21 protein-coding genes are annotated in these 20,714 nt (G+C 39.7%); 20 read left to right on the top strand and 1 reads right to left on the bottom strand.

All coding sequences use genetic code 11. The features are described 5' to 3' along the window. Positions 1–180 precede the first annotated feature (180 nt). The 10 genes from QS39_RS07220 to QS39_RS07270 all read left to right on the top strand — a co-directional run bounded on the left by QS39_RS07220 (position 181) and on the right by QS39_RS07270 (position 8,771). The gene (locus tag QS39_RS07220; protein ID WP_077805074.1) at positions 181–912 is read left to right on the top strand and encodes a hypothetical protein; all 732 of its coding nucleotides are present in this window, start codon (positions 181–183) and stop codon (positions 910–912) included. A 571-nt stretch (positions 913–1,483) separates the two neighbouring features. Then, positions 1,484–1,696 carry a hypothetical protein gene (locus QS39_RS11355; RefSeq protein ID WP_077805075.1) on the top strand — a complete coding sequence of 71 codons (213 nt, stop codon included), beginning with the start codon at positions 1,484–1,486 and terminating at the stop codon, positions 1,694–1,696. Positions 1,697–1,744: 48 nt separating this feature from the next. Further along, positions 1,745–1,957, top strand: a complete 213-nt coding sequence (locus QS39_RS11360) for a hypothetical protein (protein ID WP_077805542.1) — start codon at positions 1,745–1,747, stop codon at positions 1,955–1,957. A gap of 119 nt (positions 1,958–2,076) precedes the next feature. Then, the gene (gene pynA / locus QS39_RS07240) at positions 2,077–2,769 is read left to right on the top strand and encodes a pyrimidine 5'-nucleotidase PynA (protein ID WP_077805076.1); all 693 of its coding nucleotides are present in this window, start codon (positions 2,077–2,079) and stop codon (positions 2,767–2,769) included. A 61-nt stretch (positions 2,770–2,830) separates the two neighbouring features. Next, entirely contained in the window at positions 2,831–3,484 is a 654-nt protein-coding gene (locus tag QS39_RS07245; RefSeq protein ID WP_077805544.1) for a uracil-DNA glycosylase, read from the top strand. Positions 3,485–3,493: 9 nt separating this feature from the next. Beyond that, complete coding sequence (locus QS39_RS07250; protein ID WP_001135768.1) at positions 3,494–3,958, top strand: NUDIX hydrolase; 465 nt, start codon at positions 3,494–3,496, stop codon at positions 3,956–3,958. Positions 3,959–3,970: 12 nt separating this feature from the next. After that, the gene (locus QS39_RS07255; RefSeq protein WP_077805077.1) at positions 3,971–5,239 is read left to right on the top strand and encodes a dihydroorotase; all 1,269 of its coding nucleotides are present in this window, start codon (positions 3,971–3,973) and stop codon (positions 5,237–5,239) included. Positions 5,240–5,280: 41 nt separating this feature from the next. After that, positions 5,281–6,642 (top strand): MATE family efflux transporter, encoded by a 1,362-nt coding sequence (locus tag QS39_RS07260; RefSeq protein WP_077805078.1) that lies wholly within the window; start codon positions 5,281–5,283, stop codon positions 6,640–6,642. 152 nt (positions 6,643–6,794) lie between these two features. Then, positions 6,795–7,763, top strand: coding sequence for a thiamine pyrophosphate-dependent dehydrogenase E1 component subunit alpha (locus tag QS39_RS07265; protein ID WP_077805079.1), 969 nt, complete (start codon positions 6,795–6,797; stop codon positions 7,761–7,763). Positions 7,764–7,778: 15 nt separating this feature from the next. Continuing rightward, entirely contained in the window at positions 7,779–8,771 is a 993-nt protein-coding gene (locus tag QS39_RS07270) for an alpha-ketoacid dehydrogenase subunit beta (RefSeq protein ID WP_000448714.1), read from the top strand. Positions 8,772–8,787: 16 nt separating this feature from the next. Here the strand turns inward: QS39_RS07270 and QS39_RS11365 are convergent, their stop codons facing one another. Next, positions 8,788–8,916 (bottom strand): hypothetical protein, encoded by a 129-nt coding sequence (locus QS39_RS11365; protein ID WP_257617715.1) that lies wholly within the window; start codon positions 8,914–8,916, stop codon positions 8,788–8,790. Between the two features lie 68 nt (positions 8,917–8,984). Here QS39_RS11365 and QS39_RS07275 point away from each other — a divergent pair, with 68 nt between their 5' ends. The 10 genes from QS39_RS07275 to rlmD all read left to right on the top strand — a co-directional run bounded on the left by QS39_RS07275 (position 8,985) and on the right by rlmD (position 20,318). Further along, entirely contained in the window at positions 8,985–10,028 is a 1,044-nt protein-coding gene (locus tag QS39_RS07275) for a dihydrolipoamide acetyltransferase (protein WP_077805080.1), read from the top strand. Positions 10,029–10,073: 45 nt separating this feature from the next. After that, complete coding sequence (lpdA, locus tag QS39_RS07280; protein ID WP_033677130.1) at positions 10,074–11,777, top strand: dihydrolipoyl dehydrogenase; 1,704 nt, start codon at positions 10,074–10,076, stop codon at positions 11,775–11,777. 60 nt (positions 11,778–11,837) lie between these two features. Beyond that, the gene (locus tag QS39_RS07285; RefSeq protein WP_077805081.1) at positions 11,838–12,827 is read left to right on the top strand and encodes a lipoate--protein ligase; all 990 of its coding nucleotides are present in this window, start codon (positions 11,838–11,840) and stop codon (positions 12,825–12,827) included. A gap of 520 nt (positions 12,828–13,347) precedes the next feature. Next, positions 13,348–14,607 (top strand): UDP-N-acetylglucosamine 1-carboxyvinyltransferase, encoded by a 1,260-nt coding sequence (locus QS39_RS07290; protein ID WP_001227092.1) that lies wholly within the window; start codon positions 13,348–13,350, stop codon positions 14,605–14,607. A gap of 15 nt (positions 14,608–14,622) precedes the next feature. Continuing rightward, positions 14,623–15,174, top strand: a complete 552-nt coding sequence (locus QS39_RS07295) for a GNAT family N-acetyltransferase (RefSeq protein ID WP_077805082.1) — start codon at positions 14,623–14,625, stop codon at positions 15,172–15,174. Further along, positions 15,167–16,444, top strand: a complete 1,278-nt coding sequence (gene spxR, locus QS39_RS07300; protein WP_077805083.1) for a CBS-HotDog domain-containing transcription factor SpxR — start codon at positions 15,167–15,169, stop codon at positions 16,442–16,444. The genes QS39_RS07295 and spxR overlap by 8 nt, the downstream gene beginning before the upstream one ends. A gap of 15 nt (positions 16,445–16,459) precedes the next feature. Beyond that, entirely contained in the window at positions 16,460–17,320 is an 861-nt protein-coding gene (locus QS39_RS07305; RefSeq protein ID WP_000631543.1) for a methionyl aminopeptidase, read from the top strand. Positions 17,321–17,587: 267 nt separating this feature from the next. After that, entirely contained in the window at positions 17,588–18,295 is a 708-nt protein-coding gene (ccdA2, locus tag QS39_RS07310; protein WP_077805084.1) for a thiol-disulfide oxidoreductase-associated membrane protein CcdA2, read from the top strand. 10 nt (positions 18,296–18,305) lie between these two features. Beyond that, positions 18,306–18,863 (top strand): thiol-disulfide oxidoreductase-associated lipoprotein SdbB, encoded by a 558-nt coding sequence (sdbB, locus tag QS39_RS07315; protein WP_077805085.1) that lies wholly within the window; start codon positions 18,306–18,308, stop codon positions 18,861–18,863. A 96-nt stretch (positions 18,864–18,959) separates the two neighbouring features. Further along, on the top strand, positions 18,960–20,318 hold the full coding sequence (gene rlmD, locus QS39_RS07320; protein WP_077805086.1) for a 23S rRNA (uracil(1939)-C(5))-methyltransferase RlmD: 1,359 nt from the start codon (positions 18,960–18,962) through the stop codon (positions 20,316–20,318). The last annotated feature ends 396 nt before the right edge of the window (positions 20,319–20,714 follow it).

The following is a 20,714-nucleotide window of genomic DNA, read 5'->3' on the forward strand; positions in this document are numbered from 1 at the left end:
AGGTCTAGAAGAAGGATAGATCTTTTTGGGATTTTAAATAACAATTATATTTTCACTTGCAAAAAATGTATTTCAACTTTATCTAATGTAGAAGAAGGAAATATCATGAAATGCTTATGACTTGTTTGAAAGAGAATGTAAACTAAAAATGGATTCCCTTTACATATTAGGAGTAACTAGATGAGTAATATAGAATCAATTCGTAAAGCGCATATCATCGTGTGGGGTGCCTATCTATTTTTATCATTAAGGGCGCCGCTAATTAGCAGCACTGAGTATTTCTTGCTTATTTTTTTAGCGTTTCTCTATTCAATAGTATCGCTACCTATATACTCTGTGAAGAATAAAATAGTATCCATTTGTTTGGCTATAAACTCGATTCTGTTAATTAGTTTTCCAATTTTAATCAATAAATATTTCCCAGGAAACGTTTCTACTTATATCGTATTAATAAGTATTTTTATCCTGGAGTTCTTAATCTTTAATAAAATTGGTAGAGATTTTGATACTAGATTAGCTAGCGAGTATAGGAAAATCAGTCAGTTTAAAAGTAAGATGTCTCAATCTCCTTGGATAAAATATTTAGAGATTTCTAGTTTTATATTAACTATATTTCCATTTATTCTTCATGGTACAGTTGATAATCGTGTATTGACTCTTATCTTTTTGATAAAAATTTGTGTAGATACGACGATAAAGGTTCTATTAAACAGAATTTTTAAGACAAGTAAGGTAATGAAAAGGAGGATATTTTCTCTTTTTGTACTAGATTTGATTGTCTATATATTTTTAGGTTATGTTTTAGTGATACAAAAAGACGAATATCTGTTTTCAATTCTACTAATTTTTTCTAATTTTTCACTTCCCTTTATTAGAGAAAAAGAGTATGAGTTATTTAAAAATAAGAAATGAGATAAATATGGTTAAATCTTACTTCTCTTTAAAATCAAATAGTGAAAGAATATCTTATCTAGCTGACGAAGAGAAAAAAACGAAGTTGTCTATCGTTAGGACACTATCCTATCCATGCCACGTTAAAGAGGAGAAATCTTATGAAATTCGTATCACCAAATAATTATGCTGCTATTGAGTAAGAAGAGATGAGGTGTCTTGATGGGGGATTATCTCTACATAAAGAAGGGGGAATGTTACAGTAAACGTAGCCACTGCTTATTTTATGGGGAATTAAATATGTTTAAACTAAGTGATAAAGTCAAAGTGGTTTTTGCTTTTTTAGGAGTAAGTTCCATATTGGTTAGTATGTATCTTATACCTTTTATTAAAACTGAGAATAAATTTTGGGAAATACTTTTATTTATATTAGGTGTATTGCTAATTGGAATTGAGTTACTAAATTCCCCCAAAAATTAAATTTTAGAATAGTATTAGTGAGTAGGTAATCATTTATTGATTGGATTTTTTAATGCTATTGATGAATGGGATAGAAAAAGTGACAATAAATTAAGAGTAGGATGATAGTATTATGATGGTTATTTTAATTTTGATGGCTGTGGTGTTTCTGTATTATGTAATTACAGAGTATTTTCAGAATAGTTATATTGACTGTATACTATTTCTAACATTGCTGATTTCTCATTTGATATGGGATTACTATTTTTTACCTATTGAAGTCTTAGTAGCATTAAGTGGAGTAAATTTGTTGTCAAGATTATTCAAAAAAATGAGAAGTCAATAGATTTGTTAGTGGATTATAAAGATGAAAGGTAAAATTGAGATATTTAAAATGAAACATTTTTTTGCAGGAATTGGTGAGATAAGATTTAGTCATTATCTATTGTCTCTATGTGTAGGACTAGCCCCTCTTTTTCATATCTATATAATAGGCTCTGAAATGAGTTTTGTGAAAATAGTATTATCTATTTTGGGGGTCATATTTGTATGTATTTTAACTATTACTCGAATTTATAGGAGATTTTTCTATAATTCACTAGAATAGTATGGATTAGTTAATCAATTGGAACGATTATTCTTTGTGATACTATACCACTTTTAAGTTTTTACATTAAACAGCTGACTGAAGTGAAAGTTGTTTATCCTAGAAAGGAAAACCTCAAATTGCCCTACAAATTTCTACTTTTCGACCTTGACCACACTTTGCTTGATTTTGATGCTGCTGAGGATGTGGCTTTGACGCAACTTCTAAAAGAAGAAGGGGTTACAGATATTCAGGCTTATAAAGACTATTACGTTCCTATGAACAAGGCTCTCTGGAAGGACTTGGAGCAAAAGAAAATCAGTAAACAAGAGCTGGTTAACACGCGCTTTTCTCGTTTATTTGCTCATTTTGGACAGGAAAAAGACGGTAGTTTTCTAGCCCAGCGTTACCAATTTTACCTTGCCCAACAGGGGCAAACTTTTTCAGGTGCTCATGAACTTTTGGATAGCCTTATCGAGCGAGATTATGAGCTGTATGCTGCGACAAATGGCATTACTGCCATTCAGACGGGGCGTTTGGCTCAATCGGGTCTAGCACCTTATTTCAATCAAGTCTTTATCTCAGAACAGCTACAAACACAAAAGCCTGATGCCCTCTTTTATGAAAAAATCGGTCAACAGATTGCTGGATTTAGTAAAGAAAATACTCTGATGATTGGAGATTCCCTAACAGCCGACATTCAAGGTGGCAAAAATGCTGGAATTGACACGATCTGGTACAATCCTCATCACCTCAAAAATCACACACAAGCCCAGCCGACTTATGAAGTCCATTCTTATCAAGACTTGCTGGATTGCTTAGATAAACTGTAAAAAGTGGTTTCCATAGCCACTTTTTGCTATAATAGAGGCAGTAAAAATGAAGGAGTTGGCTATGGAACACTCGTCTTGGCATGCTTTGATTAAGGAGCAATTACCTGAGGGTTATTTTGGGAAAATCAATCAGTTTATGGAGCAGGTCTATGCTCAGGGGACTATTTATCCACCTAAGGAAAAGGTTTTTCAGGCTCTCTTGACAACACCGCTTGAAGAAGTTAAGGTGGTTATTCTAGGGCAAGACCCCTATCACGGGCCAAGTCAAGCGCAGGGCTTGAGTTTTTCTGTACCGGACTCTATCCCAGCTCCACCATCCTTGCAAAATATATTGAAAGAATTGTCAGATGATATCGGGGTTAAGAAATCTCATGATTTGACAGCTTGGGCTGAACAAGGAGTCTTGCTTCTTAATGCTTGTTTGACGGTTCCTGCTGGACAGGCCAATGGTCATGCCGGTCAGATATGGGAGCCTTTTACTGATGCTGTGATTCAGGTGGTCAATCATCTAGATAGACCAGTCGTTTTTGTACTCTGGGGAGCCTACGCACGCAAGAAGAAGGCCTTAGTTACCAATCCTCATCACTTGGTTATCGAATCAGCCCATCCCAGTCCTTTGTCGGTTTATAGAGGATTTTGGGGTTCCAAGCCTTTTTCCAAGGCCAATGCATTCTTAAAAGAGACAGGACAAGAGCCAATCGATTGGCTTAGATAAGGAGAAAATATGCCTCAGTTAGCGACAATTTGCTACATTGATAACGGGAAGGAACTGCTCATGCTCCACCGTAATAAGAAACCTAATGATGTTCATGAAGGGAAATGGATTGGTGTGGGTGGTAAGCTAGAGCGAGGAGAGACACCTCAGGAATGCGCGGCGCGTGAAATCCTCGAGGAAACAGGGCTCAAAGCCAAGCCAGTTTTAAAAGGTGTCATCACTTTTCCTGAATTTACACCAGATTTAGACTGGTACACCTATGTTTTTAAGGTGACGGAGTTTGAGGGCGACTTGATTGACTGCAACGAGGGAACGCTGGAATGGGTTCCCTATGACGAAGTTTTGAGCAAGCCGACTTGGGAAGGTGACCATACCTTTGTTGAGTGGCTTTTAGAGGATAAACCCTTCTTTTCAGCTAAGTTTGTTTATGATGGGGATAAATTGTTGGATACCCAAGTTGATTTCTATGAATAAAGGAGAAAGCAGATGCTACTAATCAAAAATGGTCGTGTAATGGATCCCAGATCTGGTTTGGATCAAGTGTGTGATGTCTTAGTTCAAGATGGGAAAATTGTCAAAATTGCGCCTGAGATCAAGGAAGAAGGAGCAGAGGTACTTGATGCTACTGGTCTTGTAGTTGCTCCTGGTTTGGTCGATATCCATGTCCATTTCCGTGAACCTGGTCAAACCCACAAGGAGGATATCCATACTGGTGCCCTAGCTGCCGCTGCAGGTGGTTTTACAACTGTCGTCATGATGGCTAACACTAGTCCAACCATTTCGGACGTAGAGACTTTGCAAGAAGTTCTCCAGTCAGCTGCCAAAGAGAAGATTAATGTTAAGACGGTTGCGACCATTACTAAAAACTTTAATGGGCAAGATTTGACTGACTTTAAATCACTCTTAGAAGCTGGAGCGGTTGGTTTTTCAGATGATGGCATTCCACTTGAAAGCAGTAAAGTTGTCAAGGAAGCCATGGAGGAAGCTAAAAAGCTTAATACCTTTATTAGTCTCCATGAGGAAGATCCAGGTTTGAATGGGATTCTTGGATTTAACGAAAATATTGCTAAAAAACATTTCCATATCTGTGGTGCGACTGGGGTAGCTGAGTATGCTATGATGGCGCGTGATGTCATGATTGCCTATGCAACCAAAGCCCATGTTCATATTCAGCATTTGTCTAAGGAAGAAAGTGTTAAAGTAGTGGAGTTTGCTCAAGGTTTGGGTGCGCAAGTCACAGCAGAAGTAGCGCCACAGCATTTTTCTAAGACAGAAGCGCTCCTTTTGACTCAAGGTAGCAATGCTAAGATGAATCCGCCGCTTCGTTTGGAATCAGACCGTCGTGCCGTTATCGAAGGCCTTAAATCAGGCATCATCACAGTTATCGCGACTGACCACGCACCTCACCATGCGGATGAGAAAAATGTCGAAGATATTACCAAAGCACCATCTGGCATGACTGGCTTAGAAACATCTCTTTCCCTTGGATTGACTTATTTGGTGGAAGCTGGTGAGTTAAGCTTGATGGAATTACTTGAAAAGATGACATACAACCCAGCCAAGCTTTACAACTTTGAAGCAGGTTATTTAGCTGAGAATGGTCCAGCGGACATCACTATTTTTGATGCTAAGGCTGACCGACTTGTGGACTCCCATTTTGCTTCGAAAGCAACCAATTCACCATTCATTGGTGAAACCTTAAAAGGGCAGGTTAAATATACCATCTGTAAGGGACAAATTGTCTATCAAAACTAGGTGGGAGTCTGCTCTGTAAACCAAAAGAATAGAGCGTCTATATGTACCAAACCCATCATTTTAAAGACAAGTTTATCTTATTTTTAAAGATATTTTTCCCTATTCTGATTTATCAATTTGCCAATTATTCTGCCTCCTTTGTTGATACGACTATGACTGGTCAATACAACACCATGGACTTGGCTGGTGTGTCTATGGCAACCAGTATCTGGAACCCCTTCTTTACATTCCTAACAGGGATTGTGTCAGCCTTGGTGCCTATCATTGGTCACCATCTTGGTCGAGGTAAAAAGGAAGAGGTTGCGTCTGATTTTTACCAGTTCATCTATCTGGCCTTGGGTCTATCTGTGGTCTTGCTGGGACTAGTACTTTTCCTGGCACCTCCTGTCTTGAACCATATCGGACTAGAATCACCAGTGGCAGCAATAGCGGTTCGCTATCTCTGGTTTTTATCTATCGGGATTATCCCCTTGTTGCTCTTTAGTGTCATTCGTTCCTTGCTGGATGCACTGGGATTGACCAAACTGTCCATGTACCTCATGCTTTTGTTACTTCCTCTCAATAGTGGATTTAACTATCTCTTGATTTACGGGGCCTTTGGTGTTCCAGAACTGGGAGGTGCTGGTGCTGGTTTAGGAACATCCTTGGCCTACTGGGTCTTGCTGGGAATTTCTATTCTAGTTCTATTTAAGCAGGAGAAGCTCAAAGCCCTACATCTTGAGAAACGCATTCCACTTAATATAGATAAAATCAAGGAAGGAGTTCGTTTAGGTCTGCCTATTGGGGGAACTGTCTTTGCGGAAGTAGCTATCTTTTCCGTGGTTGGCTTGATTATGGCTAAGTTCTCGTCCTTGATTATCGCTAGCCACCAGTCAGCCATGAACTTTTCAAGTCTCATGTACGCCTTTCCTATGAGTATCTCATCGGCTATGGCGATAGTCGTGTCTTATGAAGTGGGAGCCAAGCGATTTGATGATGCGAAAACCTATATTGGTCTAGGAAGATGGACAGCCCTTATTTTTGCGGCCTTCACCTTATCTTTCCTTTACATTTTTAGGGGAAATGTGGCTAGTCTTTATGGGAACGACCCAGAATTTATCGATTTGACAGCACGTTTTTTGACTTACAGCCTCTTCTTCCAGTTAGCAGATACCTTTGCGGCACCGCTTCAGGGAATTTTACGGGGGTATAAGGATACCGTTATTCCTTTTTACCTTGGTTTGGTTGGTTACTGGGGGGTGACACTCCCAGTAGCTATGGTATTTGATTCCCTAACAGATTTTGGCGCTTATTCATATTGGATTGGTTTGATTATTAGTCTGATTGTGAGTGGGGCGCTCTATCGTTGGCGTTTAACTGTGATTATGAAGAGATTTGAATCTTTAGCAAAATTTAAACGATAAAAAGTTTGTGAAAAAATATTATTAGCGAGAAAATCCCTTGTTCTCATGGGGTTTTCTTTTTTATTTTGTGAAATTTTCTCGAAAAAACTTTGACAGTATTTTCCAAAAACGGTAAAATAGTAAGGTAAGAAGAAAGTTAGAAAGGCAAGAAGATGTCAACTTTAGATAAAAATCTTTTGCTAGAAATGTTCCGTAAGATGGAAGAAATCCGTCGCATGGACTTAAAAATTGCGCAATTAGTAAAGAAAGGGAAAGTGCCAGGAATGACGCACTTTTCTGTTGGAGAAGAAGCCGCTAACGTGGGTGCTATGTTGGCTCTCAATCCAGATGATCTGATCACATCCAACCACCGTGGTCACGGGCAAGCTATTGCCAAAGGGATTGACCTCAACGGAATGATGGCTGAAATCCTTGGTAAATACACTGGAACCTGTAAAGGAAAAGGTGGTTCTATGCATATTGCTGACCTTGATGCTGGTAACCTTGGTGCCAATGGTATCGTAGGTGGTGGTATGGGAATCGCTGTTGGTGCAGCCCTCAGTCAGCAAATGCAAAATACCGGTAAAATCGTTGTCTGCTTCTTTGGAGATGGTGCGACCAATGAAGGTGTTTTCCACGAAGCAGTGAACATGGCTTCTATCTGGAACCTGCCAGTCATTTTCTATTGCATTAACAACGGTTACGGTATCTCTGCGGATATCAAGAAAATGACTAATGTAGAACATATCCATCAACGTAGCGCCGCTTATGGAATTCCTGGAATGTTCATCGAAGACGGTAACAATGTCATCGACGTCTATGAAGGATTTAAGAAAGCTGTAGATCATGTTCGCAGTGGTAATGGTCCAGTCTTGATTGAAAGTGTAACTTACCGCTGGCTTGGTCACTCATCATCTGACCCTGGTAAATATCGTACACGTGAAGAAGTTGAATTGTGGAAACAAAAAGACCCAATCGAAAACCTTCGTAACTATCTCGTTGAAAATAACATTGCAAGTGCCGAAGAATTGGAAGAAATCCAAGCGCAAGTAAAGGAAGCAGTAGAAGCTTCTGTTAAATTTGCAGAGGAAAGTCCATTCCCACCACTTGAATCAGCATTTGAAGATATTTACGCAGACTAAGGAGAAAGAGATAAAATGGAAACAAAAACAATGTCCTTCCGTGACACCATTATCCTTGCTATGTCTGAGGAAATGCGTCGCGATGAAAATGTGTTCTTGATGGGAGAAGACGTTGGTGTCTTCGGAGGAGACTTCGGAACTTCTGTTGGAATGCTTGAAGAATTTGGTCCAGAACGTGTTCGTGACTGTCCAATTTCTGAAGCTGCCATCTCGGGAGCAGCAGCAGGAGCAGCCATGACAGGACTTCGTCCAATCGTTGATATGACCTTCATGGACTTCTCGGTTATTGCCATGGACAATATCGTCAACCAAGCTGCGAAAACACGTTACATGTTTGGTGGTAAAGGTCAGGTTCCAATGACTGTCCGTTGTGCAGCTGGTAACGGAGTTGGTTCTGCCGCCCAGCACTCGCAATCACTAGAGTCTTGGTTTACTCACATTCCTGGTCTTAAGGTTGTGGCACCAGGTACACCTGCGGATATGAAAGGATTGCTTAAGTCTTCTATCCGTGATAACAACCCTGTTATCATTCTTGAGTATAAGTCAGAATTTAACCAAAAAGGGGAAGTGCCAGTTGATCCAGACTACACGATTCCACTTGGAGTTGGGGAAATCAAACGTGAAGGTACGGATGTAACAGTTGTTACTTATGGAAAAATGCTTCGCCGTGTGGTTCAAGCTGCTGAAGAATTAGCAGAAGAAGGAATTTCAGTTGAAATTGTTGACCCACGTACCCTTGTTCCGCTTGATAAGGATATCATCATTAACTCAGTTAAGAAGACTGGTAAGGTTGTTCTGGTCAACGATGCCCACAAAACAAGCGGCTATATCGGAGAGATTTCAGCTATTATTTCAGAATCAGAAGCATTTGACTATCTAGATGCACCAATTCGTCGTTGCGCAGGAGAAGATGTGCCGATGCCTTATGCACAAAACCTAGAAAATGCAATGATTCCAACCGTTGAAAGCATCAAAGATGCAATCCGAAAAACTTATAACAAAGAATAGGACTACATAAGATAAATTATGTAAAATAACGGTTGTTTTTAACTTTAGCAACTTGAGATACGTGTTGTATCCAAGTTGCTTGTAGAGTTGAATTCGGACGGAGGTCTGCGAAAAAAAGATAGATTTTCTTGTGTTCATCGAACACATCGTCAATCTCCTATTTTTTCATTGTCCTCTGCGTCCTTAATATCTTAGTATAGAATTGGAGAGGTCATGGCTGATGACAAGCTAAGAGCGACTCCTGCGGCTAGAAAGTTAGCGGATGATTTAGGGATCAACCTCTACGACGTTTCTGGCTCAGGTGCAAACGGTCGTGTCCACAAAGAAGACGTGGAAACTTATAAAGACACAAACGTGGTTCGCATTTCGCCACTTGCAAAACGAATTGCCCTCGAACATAACATTGCTTGGCAGGAAATCCAAGGAACTGGTCATCGTGGTAAAATCATGAAGAAGGATGTTTTGGCCTTGCTTCCTGAAAATATTGAAAACGACACTATCAAGTCTCCTGCTCAGATTGAAAAAGTGGAAGAAGTCCCTAATAACGTAACACCATACGGTGAAATCGAGCGTATTCCAATGACACCAATGCGTAAGGTTATTGCCCAACGCATGGTTGAATCTTACTTGACTGCGCCAACCTTTACTCTCAACTATGAAGTTGATATGACTGAAATGTTGGCTCTTCGTAAGAAGGTTCTTGAGCCAATCATGGAAGTAACTGGGAAGAAGACTACTGTAACAGACCTTCTTTCACTTGCTGTTGTGAAAACCTTGATGAAGCATCCTTATATTAACGCTTCATTAACAGAAGATGGCAAGACCATTATCACACACAACTACGTCAATCTTGCGATGGCAGTTGGGATGGATAATGGATTGATGACGCCTGTTGTTTACAATGCTGAGAAGATGACTCTTTCAGAGTTGGTTGTAGCCTTTAAAGATGTGATTGGTCGTACCTTGGATGGTAAATTAGCTCCAAGCGAACTGCAAAATTCAACATTTACTATCAGTAACTTGGGAATGTTTGGTGTTCAGTCCTTTGGTCCGATCATCAACCAACCAAACTCAGCTATCCTTGGTGTCAGTTCGACAATCGAGAAGCCAGTTGTCGTCAATGGTGAAATTGTGATTCGCCCAATCATGAGTCTTGGTTTAACAATTGACCACCGTGTCGTAGATGGTATGGCTGGTGCTAAGTTCATGAAAGACTTGAAAGAATTGATTGAAAATCCAATCTCAATGTTGATTTAAGAACAAGAGTATTCATTTTTAAGATATAGATAAAGGAAGGAAGACATGGCCTTAGAAGTAATTATGCCAAAAGCCGGCGTGGATATGACAGAAGGACAAATCGTCCAATGGAATAAAAAAGTCGGAGAATTTGTAAAAGAAGGAGAAATCCTTTTGGAAATCATGACTGATAAAGTCAGCATGGAATTGGAAGCAGAAGAAGACGGTTACTTGATCGCTATCCTCAAAGGAGATGGTGAAACTGTCCCTGTAACGGAAGTTATCGGTTACCTTGGTGAAGAAGGGGAAAATATCCCAACAGCTGGAGCAGCAGCGCCAGAAGCTAGCCCTGCACCTGCAGCAAGTGCCTCAAACGATGATGGTAAGAGCGATGATGCTTTTGATATCGTTGTGATTGGTGGAGGTCCTGCTGGTTATGTTGCAGCCATTAAAGCTGCCCAACTCGGTGGTAAGGTTGCCCTTGTTGAGAAATCTGAACTTGGTGGAACCTGCTTGAACCGTGGTTGTATTCCAACCAAGACCTATCTTCACAACGCTGAAATCATCGAAAACATCGGTCATGCTGCAAACCGTGGTATCGTAATCGAAAATCCAAACTTCACTGTAGATATGGACAAACTCCTTGAAACTAAGTCTAAGGTTGTCAATACCCTTGTCGGTGGTGTTGCAGGTCTTCTTCGTAGTTATGGTGTAGCAGTACATAAGGGTATTGGTACCATTACTAAAGACAAGAATGTCTTGGTAAATGGTTCTGAATTGCTTGAAACCAAGAAAATCATCCTTGCCGGTGGTTCAAAAGTCAGCAAGATCAACGTCCCTGGTATGGAATCTCCACTTGTGATGACCAGTGACGATATTCTTGAAATGAATGAAGTGCCAGAAAGCCTTGTTATCATCGGTGGTGGAGTTGTCGGTATAGAACTCGGTCAGGCCTTCATGACATTTGGCTCAAAAGTAACTGTTATCGAAATGATGGACCGTATCGTCCCAGCTATGGACGCTGAAGTTTCTAAGAACCTTCGCTTGATTCTTGAGCGTAAAGGTATGACCATCTTGACTGGTACTAAACTTCAAGAAATCATCGAGGAAAATGGTCAACTTCGTATCAAGGTTGAAGGAAAAGACGATATCATCGCAAGCAAAGCTCTTCTTTCAATCGGTCGTGTGCCAGACCTTGAAGGTATTGGCGAAGTTGAGTTTGAATTGGATCGTGGACGCATCAAGGTCAACGAATACATGGAAACTTCTGTTCCAGGTATTTACGCACCAGGTGACATCAACGGTACGAAGATGTTGGCTCACGCAGCTTTCCGTATGGGTGAAGTTGCCGCAGAAAATGCTCTTAAAGGAAATCATGCTGTTGCCAAATTGAATTTGACTCCAGCAGCTATCTACACTCTTCCTGAAGTAGCAGCAGTAGGTTTGACAGAAGAACAAGCCCGTGAGAAATACGATGTTGCCATTGGTAAGTTCAACTTTGCTGCTAACGGTCGTGCTATTGCATCGGATGCTGCTCAAGGTTTCGTAAAAGTCATTGCAGATAAGAAATACGGAGAAATCCTTGGTGTCCATATCATCGGTCCTGCAGCTGCAGAATTGATCAACGAAGCGTCAAGCATTATCGAAATGGAAATCACTGTTGAAGAAATGCTGAAGACTATCCACGGACACCCAACCTACTCTGAAGTGATGTACGAAGCATTTGCGGATGTTCTAGGAATGGCTATCCATTCACCTAAGAAAAAATAAAAGAAAGATAGATTAGACTGGAAGGTTATTTCCAGTCTCTATCGTATAAGAAGGTATCTCATGAAATACATTATCAATCATTCAAACGACACCGCTTTTAATATCGCCTTGGAAGAATATGCCTTTAAACACCTTTTGGATGAGGATCAAATCTTCCTACTTTGGATTAACAAGCCTTCTATCATTGTTGGTCGTCACCAGAATACCATCGAAGAAATCAACCGTGATTATGTTCGAGAAAATGGTATTGAGGTGGTCCGCCGTATCAGTGGTGGTGGAGCTGTTTACCACGATTTAAATAACCTCAACTACACGATCATTTCAAAAGAAGATGAAAACAAGGCTTTTGACTTCAAGAGCTTCTCAACTCCAGTTATCAATACCCTGGCTCAACTTGGGGTTAAAGCTGAGTTCACAGGCCGTAATGACCTTGAGATTGATGGAAAGAAATTCTGTGGCAATGCTCAAGCCTATATCAACGGTCGTATCATGCACCACGGTTGCTTGCTCTTTGACGTTGATTTATCAGTCCTTGCTAATGCCCTCAAGGTTTCAAAGGATAAATTTGAGTCAAAAGGTGTCAAATCCGTCCGTGCTCGTGTCACCAATATTGTCAATGAATTGCCAGAAAAAATCACGGTTGAAGAATTCCGTGATTTACTCTTGGAATACATGAAAAAAGAGTATCCAGAGATGACAGAATACGTTTTTTCTGAAGAAGAATTGGCTGAAATCAATCGTATCAAGGATACCAAGTTTGGAACTTGGGACTGGAACTATGGTAAATCACCTGAATTTAACGTCCGTCGTGGAACAAAATTCACTAGTGGTAAGGTGGAAGTCTTTGCTAATGTCGTCGAATCAAAAATCCAAGACATCAAAATTTATGGGGATTTCTTTGGTATCGAAGACGTTGCGGCTGTAGAAGATATCCTTCGTGGGGTGAAATACGAACGCAAAGATGTCCTCAAAGCGCTAGAAACCATTGATATTACACGCTACTTTGCTGGCATTAGCTGTGAAGAAATTGCTGAAGCGGTAGTAGAGTAAAGAAAAGCTATTTGTTAGTCATTGTGGGTTGCAGACAAGATATTATCTGGATAGGACAAGTCTTAAAACCTGCTGAACGAGAATCAAAAAGAACTCACTTCCAATGCTTAATAAAAAAACTCGGAAGTTTGTTCTGAGTCAACTAAATACGACTATTTGCAATTGAATATAGAGATGAGAAGGTCAGTAGTAAATTATCTGTAAGGTGACACAGACATGAGTTGTTTTTGATTTCTGCATAGTATTAACCCCCAAAAAGACTATTATTTCTATAGTTGAACGATACCCCAAAAGTTAGATAGAGAAAATCTAATTTTTGGGGTATTTTATAATTCTTAATTTAGGATTTTTTAGTATCAAAAGATGTTTCATAAAATATGGACTCACCCTTTCAACTTAATCCTATTTATTACTTACTATCTCCAATAAAAGTGAAAAGGATGGAAAAAAGGTTGCATTTATGATATAATTTATTTTAAAGACCTTATTAGAAATCTTGAAAGAGTATTAAAAACTTAGAATGAGAAAAATTGTTATCAATGGTGGATTACCACTACAAGGTGAAATCACTATTAGTGGTGCTAAAAATAGCGTTGTGGCCTTAATTCCAGCTATCATATTGGCTGATGATGTGGTGACTTTGGATTGTGTTCCAGATATTTCGGATGTAGCCAGTCTTGTCGAAATCATGGAATTGATGGGAGCTACTGTTAAGCGTTATGACGATGTCTTGGAGATTGATCCAAGAGGTGTTCAAAATATTCCAATGCCTTATGGTAAAATTAACAGTCTTCGTGCATCTTACTATTTTTATGGGAGCCTCTTAGGCCGTTTTGGTGAAGCGACAGTTGGTTTACCGGGAGGATGTGATCTTGGTCCTCGTCCGATTGACCTACACCTTAAGGCTTTTGAAGCTATGGGTGCCACTGTTAGCTACGAGGGAGATAACATGAAGTTATCTGCTAAAGATACAGGACTTCATGGTGCAAGTATTTACATGGACACGGTTAGTGTAGGGGCAACGATCAATACGATGATTGCTGCGGTTAAAGCGAATGGTCGTACCATTATTGAAAATGCAGCCCGTGAACCTGAAATTATTGATGTAGCTACCCTCTTGAATAATATGGGAGCCCATATCCGCGGTGCAGGAACTAATATCATCATTATTGATGGTGTTGAAAGATTGCATGGAACCCGTCATCAGGTGATTCCAGACCGTATCGAAGCTGGAACATATATTTCTTTAGCTGCTGCAGTTGGCAAGGGGATTCGTATAAATAATGTTCTTTACGAACACCTAGAAGGATTTATTGCTAAGCTGGAAGAAATGGGAGTGAGAATGACTGTATCTGAAGACAGCATTTTTGTCGAAGAGCAGTCTAATTTGAAAGCAATCAATATTAAGACAGCTCCTTACCCAGGCTTTGCAACTGATTTGCAACAACCGATTACCCCTCTTTTATTAAGAACGAATGGTCGTGGTACAATTGTCGATACGATTTACGAAAAACGTGTAAATCATGTTTTTGAACTAGCAAAGATGGATGCGGACATTTCGACAACAAATGGTCATATTTTGTACACAGGTGGACGTGATTTGCGTGGGGCCAGTGTTAAAGCGACTGACCTACGAGCTGGGGCTGCACTAGTCATTGCTGGGCTTATGGCTGAAGGTAAAACTGAAATTACCAATATCGAGTTTATCTTACGTGGTTATTCTGATATTATTGAAAAATTACGTAATCTAGGAGCGGATATTACACTTGTTGAGGATTAAACCGTAGAGGTGTTTATGAATATTTGGACCAAATTAGCAATGTTTTCTTTTTTTGAAACGGATCGCTTGTATTTGCGTCCTTTCTTTTTTAGTGATAGTCAAGACTTCCATGAGATATCCTCAAATCCTGAAAATTTACAATTTATTTTCCCAACTCAGGCAAGTCTAGAAGAAAGTCAATATGCACTGGCCAATTACTTTATGAAGTCCCCTTTGGGAGTGTGGGCTATTTGTGACCAGAAAAATCAACAAATGATTGGTTCTATTAAATTTGAGAAGTTAGATGAAATCAAAAAAGAAGCTGAGCTTGGCTATTTTTTGAGAAAAGATGCTTGGTCGCAAGGATTTATGACAGAGGTTGTTAGAAAAATTTGTCAGCTTTCTTTTGAGGAATTTGGCTTAAAACAATTATCTATCATTACCCACCTTGAAAATGAAGCTAGCCAAAGAGTTGCTCTTAAGTCTGGATTTAGTTTGTTCCGTCAGTTTAAGGGAAGTGATCGCTACACAAGAAAAATGCGGGATTATCTTGAATTTCGGTATGTAAAAGGAGAATTCAATGAGTAAGCATCAGGAAATTCTAAGCTATTTGGAGGAATTACCAGTAGGTAAAAGGGTCAGTGTTCGTAGTATTTCCAACCATCTGGGAGTCAGTGATGGAACGGCCTATCGCGCTATCAAGGAAGCTGAAAACCGTGGAATTGTGGAGACCCGTCCTAGAAGTGGAACAATCCGCGTCAAATCCCAGAAAGTTGCTATTGAAAGATTAACTTTTGCTGAAATTGCAGAAGTGACTTCTTCTGAGGTTTTGGCTGGGAAAGAAGGTTTAGAGAGAGAATTTAGTAAGTTTTCAATTGGTGCCATGACTGAACAAAATATCTTGTCTTACCTTCACGATGGGGGGCTCTTGATTGTCGGAGACCGAACCCGTATTCAGTTGCTAGCCTTGGAAAATGAAAATGCAGTTCTGGTTACAGGGGGATTTCAGGTTCATGATGATGTACTTAAACTGGCCAATCAAAAAGGGATTCCGGTTCTGAGAAGCAAACATGACACATTCACCGTCGCGACCATGATCAATAAAGCCTTGTCAAATGTCCAAATCAAGACTGATATTTTGACAGTTGAGAAGCTTTATCGTCCAAGTCATGAATATGGTTTTCTGAGAGAGACCGACACTGTTAAAGATTATTTGGACTTGGTACGTAAGAATCGTAGCAGTCGTTTCCCTGTTATCAATCAACATCAGGTCGTTGTTGGGGTTGTTACTATGAGAGATGCGGGTGATAAGTCACCAAGTACCACAATTGATAAGGTCATGTCTCGTAGTCTATTTTTAGTTGGATTATCGACAAATATTGCCAATGTGAGTCAACGGATGATTGCTGAAGACTTTGAAATGGTACCGGTTGTTCGGAATAATCAAACCTTGCTTGGAGTTGTGACACGACGAGATGTCATGGAGAAAATGAGCCGTTCCCAAGTTTCGGCTCTACCTACTTTTTCTGAGCAGATTGGTCAAAAACTTTCTTATCACCATGATGAAGTCGTCATTACAGTGGAACCCTTTATGCTTGAGAAAAACGGAGTTTTGGCTAATGGTGTATTGGCAGAGATACTGACTCATATGACCCAAGATTTAGTTGTGAATAGTGGTCGCAATCTCATCATCGAACAAATGCTGATCTACTTTTTGCAGGCTGTTCAGATAGATGATATACTGCGCATTCAAGCACGCATCATCCATCATACTAGACGATCAGCTATTATTGATTACGATATTTATCATGGTCATCAGATTGTTTCAAAAGCAAATGTGACTGTTAAAATTAATTAGAAACTAGGAGAAAAAATGATAACATTAAAATCAGCTCGTGAAATTGAAGCTATGGATAAGGCCGGTGATTTTTTAGCAAGTATTCATATCGGCTTACGTGATTTGATTAAGCCAGGCGTAGATATGTGGGAAGTTGAAGAATACGTCCGCCGTCGTTGTAAGGAAGAAAATTTCCTTCCGCTTCAGATTGGGGTTGACGGTGCAATGATGGACTATCCTTATGCTACCTGCTGCTCTCTTAATGATGAAGTGGCTCATGCCTTCCCTCGTCACTATATTTTGAAAGATGGTGATTTGCTCAAAGTTGATATGGTTTTGGGAGGTCCTATTGCTAAATCTGATCTGAATGTCTCAAAATTAAACTTCAACAATGTGGAGCAAATGAAGAAATACACTCAGAGCTATTCTGGTGGTCTTGCAGATTCATGTTGGGCTTATGCTGTAGGTACACCGTCCGAAGAAGTGAAAAATCTGATGGATGTAACTAAAGAAGCTATGTACAAGGGGATTGAACAAGCTGTTGTTGGAAATCGTATCGGTGATATCGGTGCGGCTATTCAAGAATACGCTGAAAGCCGTGGTTACGGTGTAGTGCGTGATTTGGTTGGTCATGGTGTTGGCCCAACCATGCACGAAGAACCAATGGTTCCTAACTATGGTATTGCTGGTCGTGGACTTCGTCTTCGTGAAGGAATGGTCTTAACCATTGAACCAATGATCAATACAGGTGACTGGGAAATCGATACAGATATGAAAACTGGTTGGGCCCATAAGACCATTGACGGTGGATTGTCATGTCAGTATGAACACCAATTCGTGATTACGAAAGATGGTCCTGTTATCTTGACTAGTCAAGGTGAAGAAGGAACTTATTAAAATAAGTAAAAGTAGATTGAAGAAAAAGTCGGCTTGGACAAATTTCTTCAATCTTTTTCTTTTATCTATAGTGAAATGAAAAAACCGAACAACTTGATTGAGAAATTCAAATCAATTTCTAACAATGTTTTAGAAAACATAGTGTTACTATTACAGGGTTTGTTTCATATAATATAATGACAAAAACAGTTAACCGTAGCAAACTTGATACAAATTTTAATATTTATAGTACAATAGTTTTAAATTCTTAAGAAAGTTGGTTCTTTATTGGAAACGCTAATATTTTCAATCTCCGTTTTTTTAGCAGGTGTCCTGTCCTTCTTTTCTCCCTGTATTTTTCCTCTTCTGCCAGTTTATGCTGGAATTTTGCTGGATGATCAGGAAAGTGCAAAAAGTTTTTCCTTGTTTGGGAGAAAAGTTGCTTGGTCAGGTTTGATTCGAACGCTTTGCTTTATCGCAGGTATTTCACTCATTTTCTTTATTCTAGGATTTGGTGCTGGTTACTTTGGTAATATTCTCTATGCCAATTGGTTTCGCTATACCATGGGTACGATTATCATTATTTTGGGCCTTCACCAGATGGAAATTTTTCATTTTAAGAAATTAGAGGTTCAAAAAAGCTTTACTTTTAAGAAATCAGAAGCCAATCGTTATTGGTCGGCCTTTTTACTCGGTATTACCTTTAGCTTTGGTTGGACGCCTTGTATTGGTCCAGTTTTGAGTTCTGTTTTAGCGCTTGCGGCTTCTGGGGGCAATGGCGCTTGGCAAGGTGCTATCTATACCTTGATTTACACTTTAGGGATGGCCATTCCTTTCTTGGTCTTGGCTCTAGCTTCAGGTGTAGTAATGCCTTATTTTAGTAAAATTAAACGTCATATGATGCTACTGAAGAAAATTGGTGGTTTCCTCATTATTTTAATGGGAATTTTGTTACTATTAGGACAAGTAAATGTTCTAGCTGGAATTTTTGAATAAAGGAGAACAAATGAAAAAAGTAATATTTACTGGCTTAAGCCTCTTGTCATTAGTTGTATTGATGGCCTGTGGTGAGGAAGAAACTAAAAAGACTCAAGCAGCACAACAGCCAAAACAACAAACGACTGTACAACAAATTGCTGTTGGAAAAGATGCTCCAGACTTCACCTTGCAATCCATGGATGGTAAAGAAGTTAAGTTATCGGATTATAAGGGTAAAAAAGTCTATTTGAAGTTTTGGGCTTCCTGGTGTGGTCCATGTAAGAAAAGTATGCCTGAGTTGATGGAACTAGCGGCGAAACCAGATCGCGATTTTGAAATTCTTAGTGTCATTGCGCCAGGAATTCAAGGTGAAAAAACTGTTGAGCAATTCCCACAATGGTTCCAAGATCAAGGTTATAAGGATATCCCAGTTCTTTATGACACAAAAGCAACCACCTTCCAAGCTTATCAAATCCGAAGCATTCCTACAGAATACCTGATTGACAGTCAAGGAAAGATTGGAAAGATACAATTTGGTGTTATCAGCAACGCGGATGCAGAAGCAGCCTTTAAAGAAATGAACTAGCATAGATAAAGAGAATCTGATTACAAATTTCATGGTATAATAGATGGTAACCGTAACGTTGCCGTCTTTTTTGTCGGCCAATAGAAAGAGAAGAGAATGTTAAAGAAAAATGATATTGTAGAAGTTGAAATTGTTGACTTGACCCATGAAGGCGCAGGAGTTGCCAAGGTGGATGGTTTGGTCTTTTTTGTAGAGAATGCTTTACCAAGTGAAAAAATCCTCATGCGTGTCCTCAAGATCAATAAAAAGGTTGGTTTTGGGAAAGTTGAAGAATATCTAGTCCAGTCGCCACACCGTAATCAAGATCTAGATTTGGCTTACCTGCGTTCAGGAATCGCTGATTTAGGTCATTTTGCCTATCCAGAACAGCTCAAGTTTAAAACCAAGCAAGTCAAGGACAGTCTTTACAAGATTGCTGGAATTGCTGATGTAGAGGTTGCTGAAACTTTGGGTATGGAAAACCCAGTCAAGTATCGCAACAAGGCACAGGTCCCTGTTCGTCGAGTGAATGGTGTCTTGGAAACTGGATTTTTCCGTAAGAATTCCCACGACCTCATGCCTCTAGAAGATTTCTTTATCCAAGATTCCGTAATTGACGAGGTAGTAGTAGGCCTACGCGACTTGCTCCGTCGTTATGATTTGAAACCTTATGATGAAAAGGAACAAGCTGGCTTGATTCGGAATCTTGTGGTGCGTCGCGGACACTATTCAGGTCAAATTATGGTTATTTTGGTAACAACTCGTCCCAAAATTTTTCGTGTTGAGCAATTGATTGAACAACTAATCAAGCAGTTCCCGGAGATTGTGTCTGTCATGCAAAACATTAACGACCAGAACACTAATGCGATTTTTGGTAAGGAATGGCGCACACTTTATGGACAAGACTTTATCACTGACCAGATGTTGGGAAATGACTACCAAATCGCTGGACCCGCTTTTTACCAAGTCAATACTGAAATGGCTGAAAAACTTTATCAAACATCTATTGACTTTGCAGCATTAAAATCAGATGATGTGGTCATTGATGCCTATTCTGGTATCGGGACGATTGGCCTCTCTGTTGCGAAACATGTCAAAGAAGTTTATGGTGTTGAAGTGATTCCAGAAGCGGTTGAGAATAGCAAGAAGAATGCTCAACTGAACAATATTTCAAATGCCAACTATGTCTGTGATACAGCTGAAAATGCCATGAAGAACTGGCTCAAGGAAGGAATTCAACCAACCGTTATCTTGGTTGATCCTCCACGCAAGGGCTTAACCGAAAGCTTTATCAAGGCAAGTAGCCAAACAGGAGCAGACCGCATCGCCTATATCTCATGTAATGTCGCCACCATGGCGCGTGATATCAAACTCTACCAAGAATTGGGATACGAGTTGAAGAAAGTCCAGCCGGTTGATCTTTTTCCTCAAACGCACCATGTGGAGTGTGTAAGCTTGTTAGAGAAACGTAGTTAATCCTCAAAAGGTTCCCCAAACCTTTTGAGTCCCACAAACGCACCACGTCGAGTGTGTGAGTTTGTTAGTGAAACGTAGCTAAATCTCTCGCTTTTTCATTTCAAAGCGAAGGCTTCAAAGCTCCACTGGAGCTTTGAACTTCCCAAACCTTTTGAGTCCCAAAGATGCATTATAACGGGGCTGTAGCATTGATGTCAAAACTTTCACCTACTACATAAACAAATTCTATCCAACGTTTAAAAAAGGAACAGTAGCTGATAATATATATCGGTTTGCATCGTGACGACAAGCAGGTGGATTACGATTATTTGGAATTTATAAAATCTATGATGAGAGGTATCAAGTAATTTTTATTTTGCTAGAGCAAGCAACAAATCTTCTTCATAAGGACTATAC

The sequence above is a fragment of the Streptococcus mitis genome (assembly GCF_002005545.1).
GTDB classification, from domain to species: domain Bacteria; phylum Bacillota; class Bacilli; order Lactobacillales; family Streptococcaceae; genus Streptococcus; species Streptococcus mitis_I.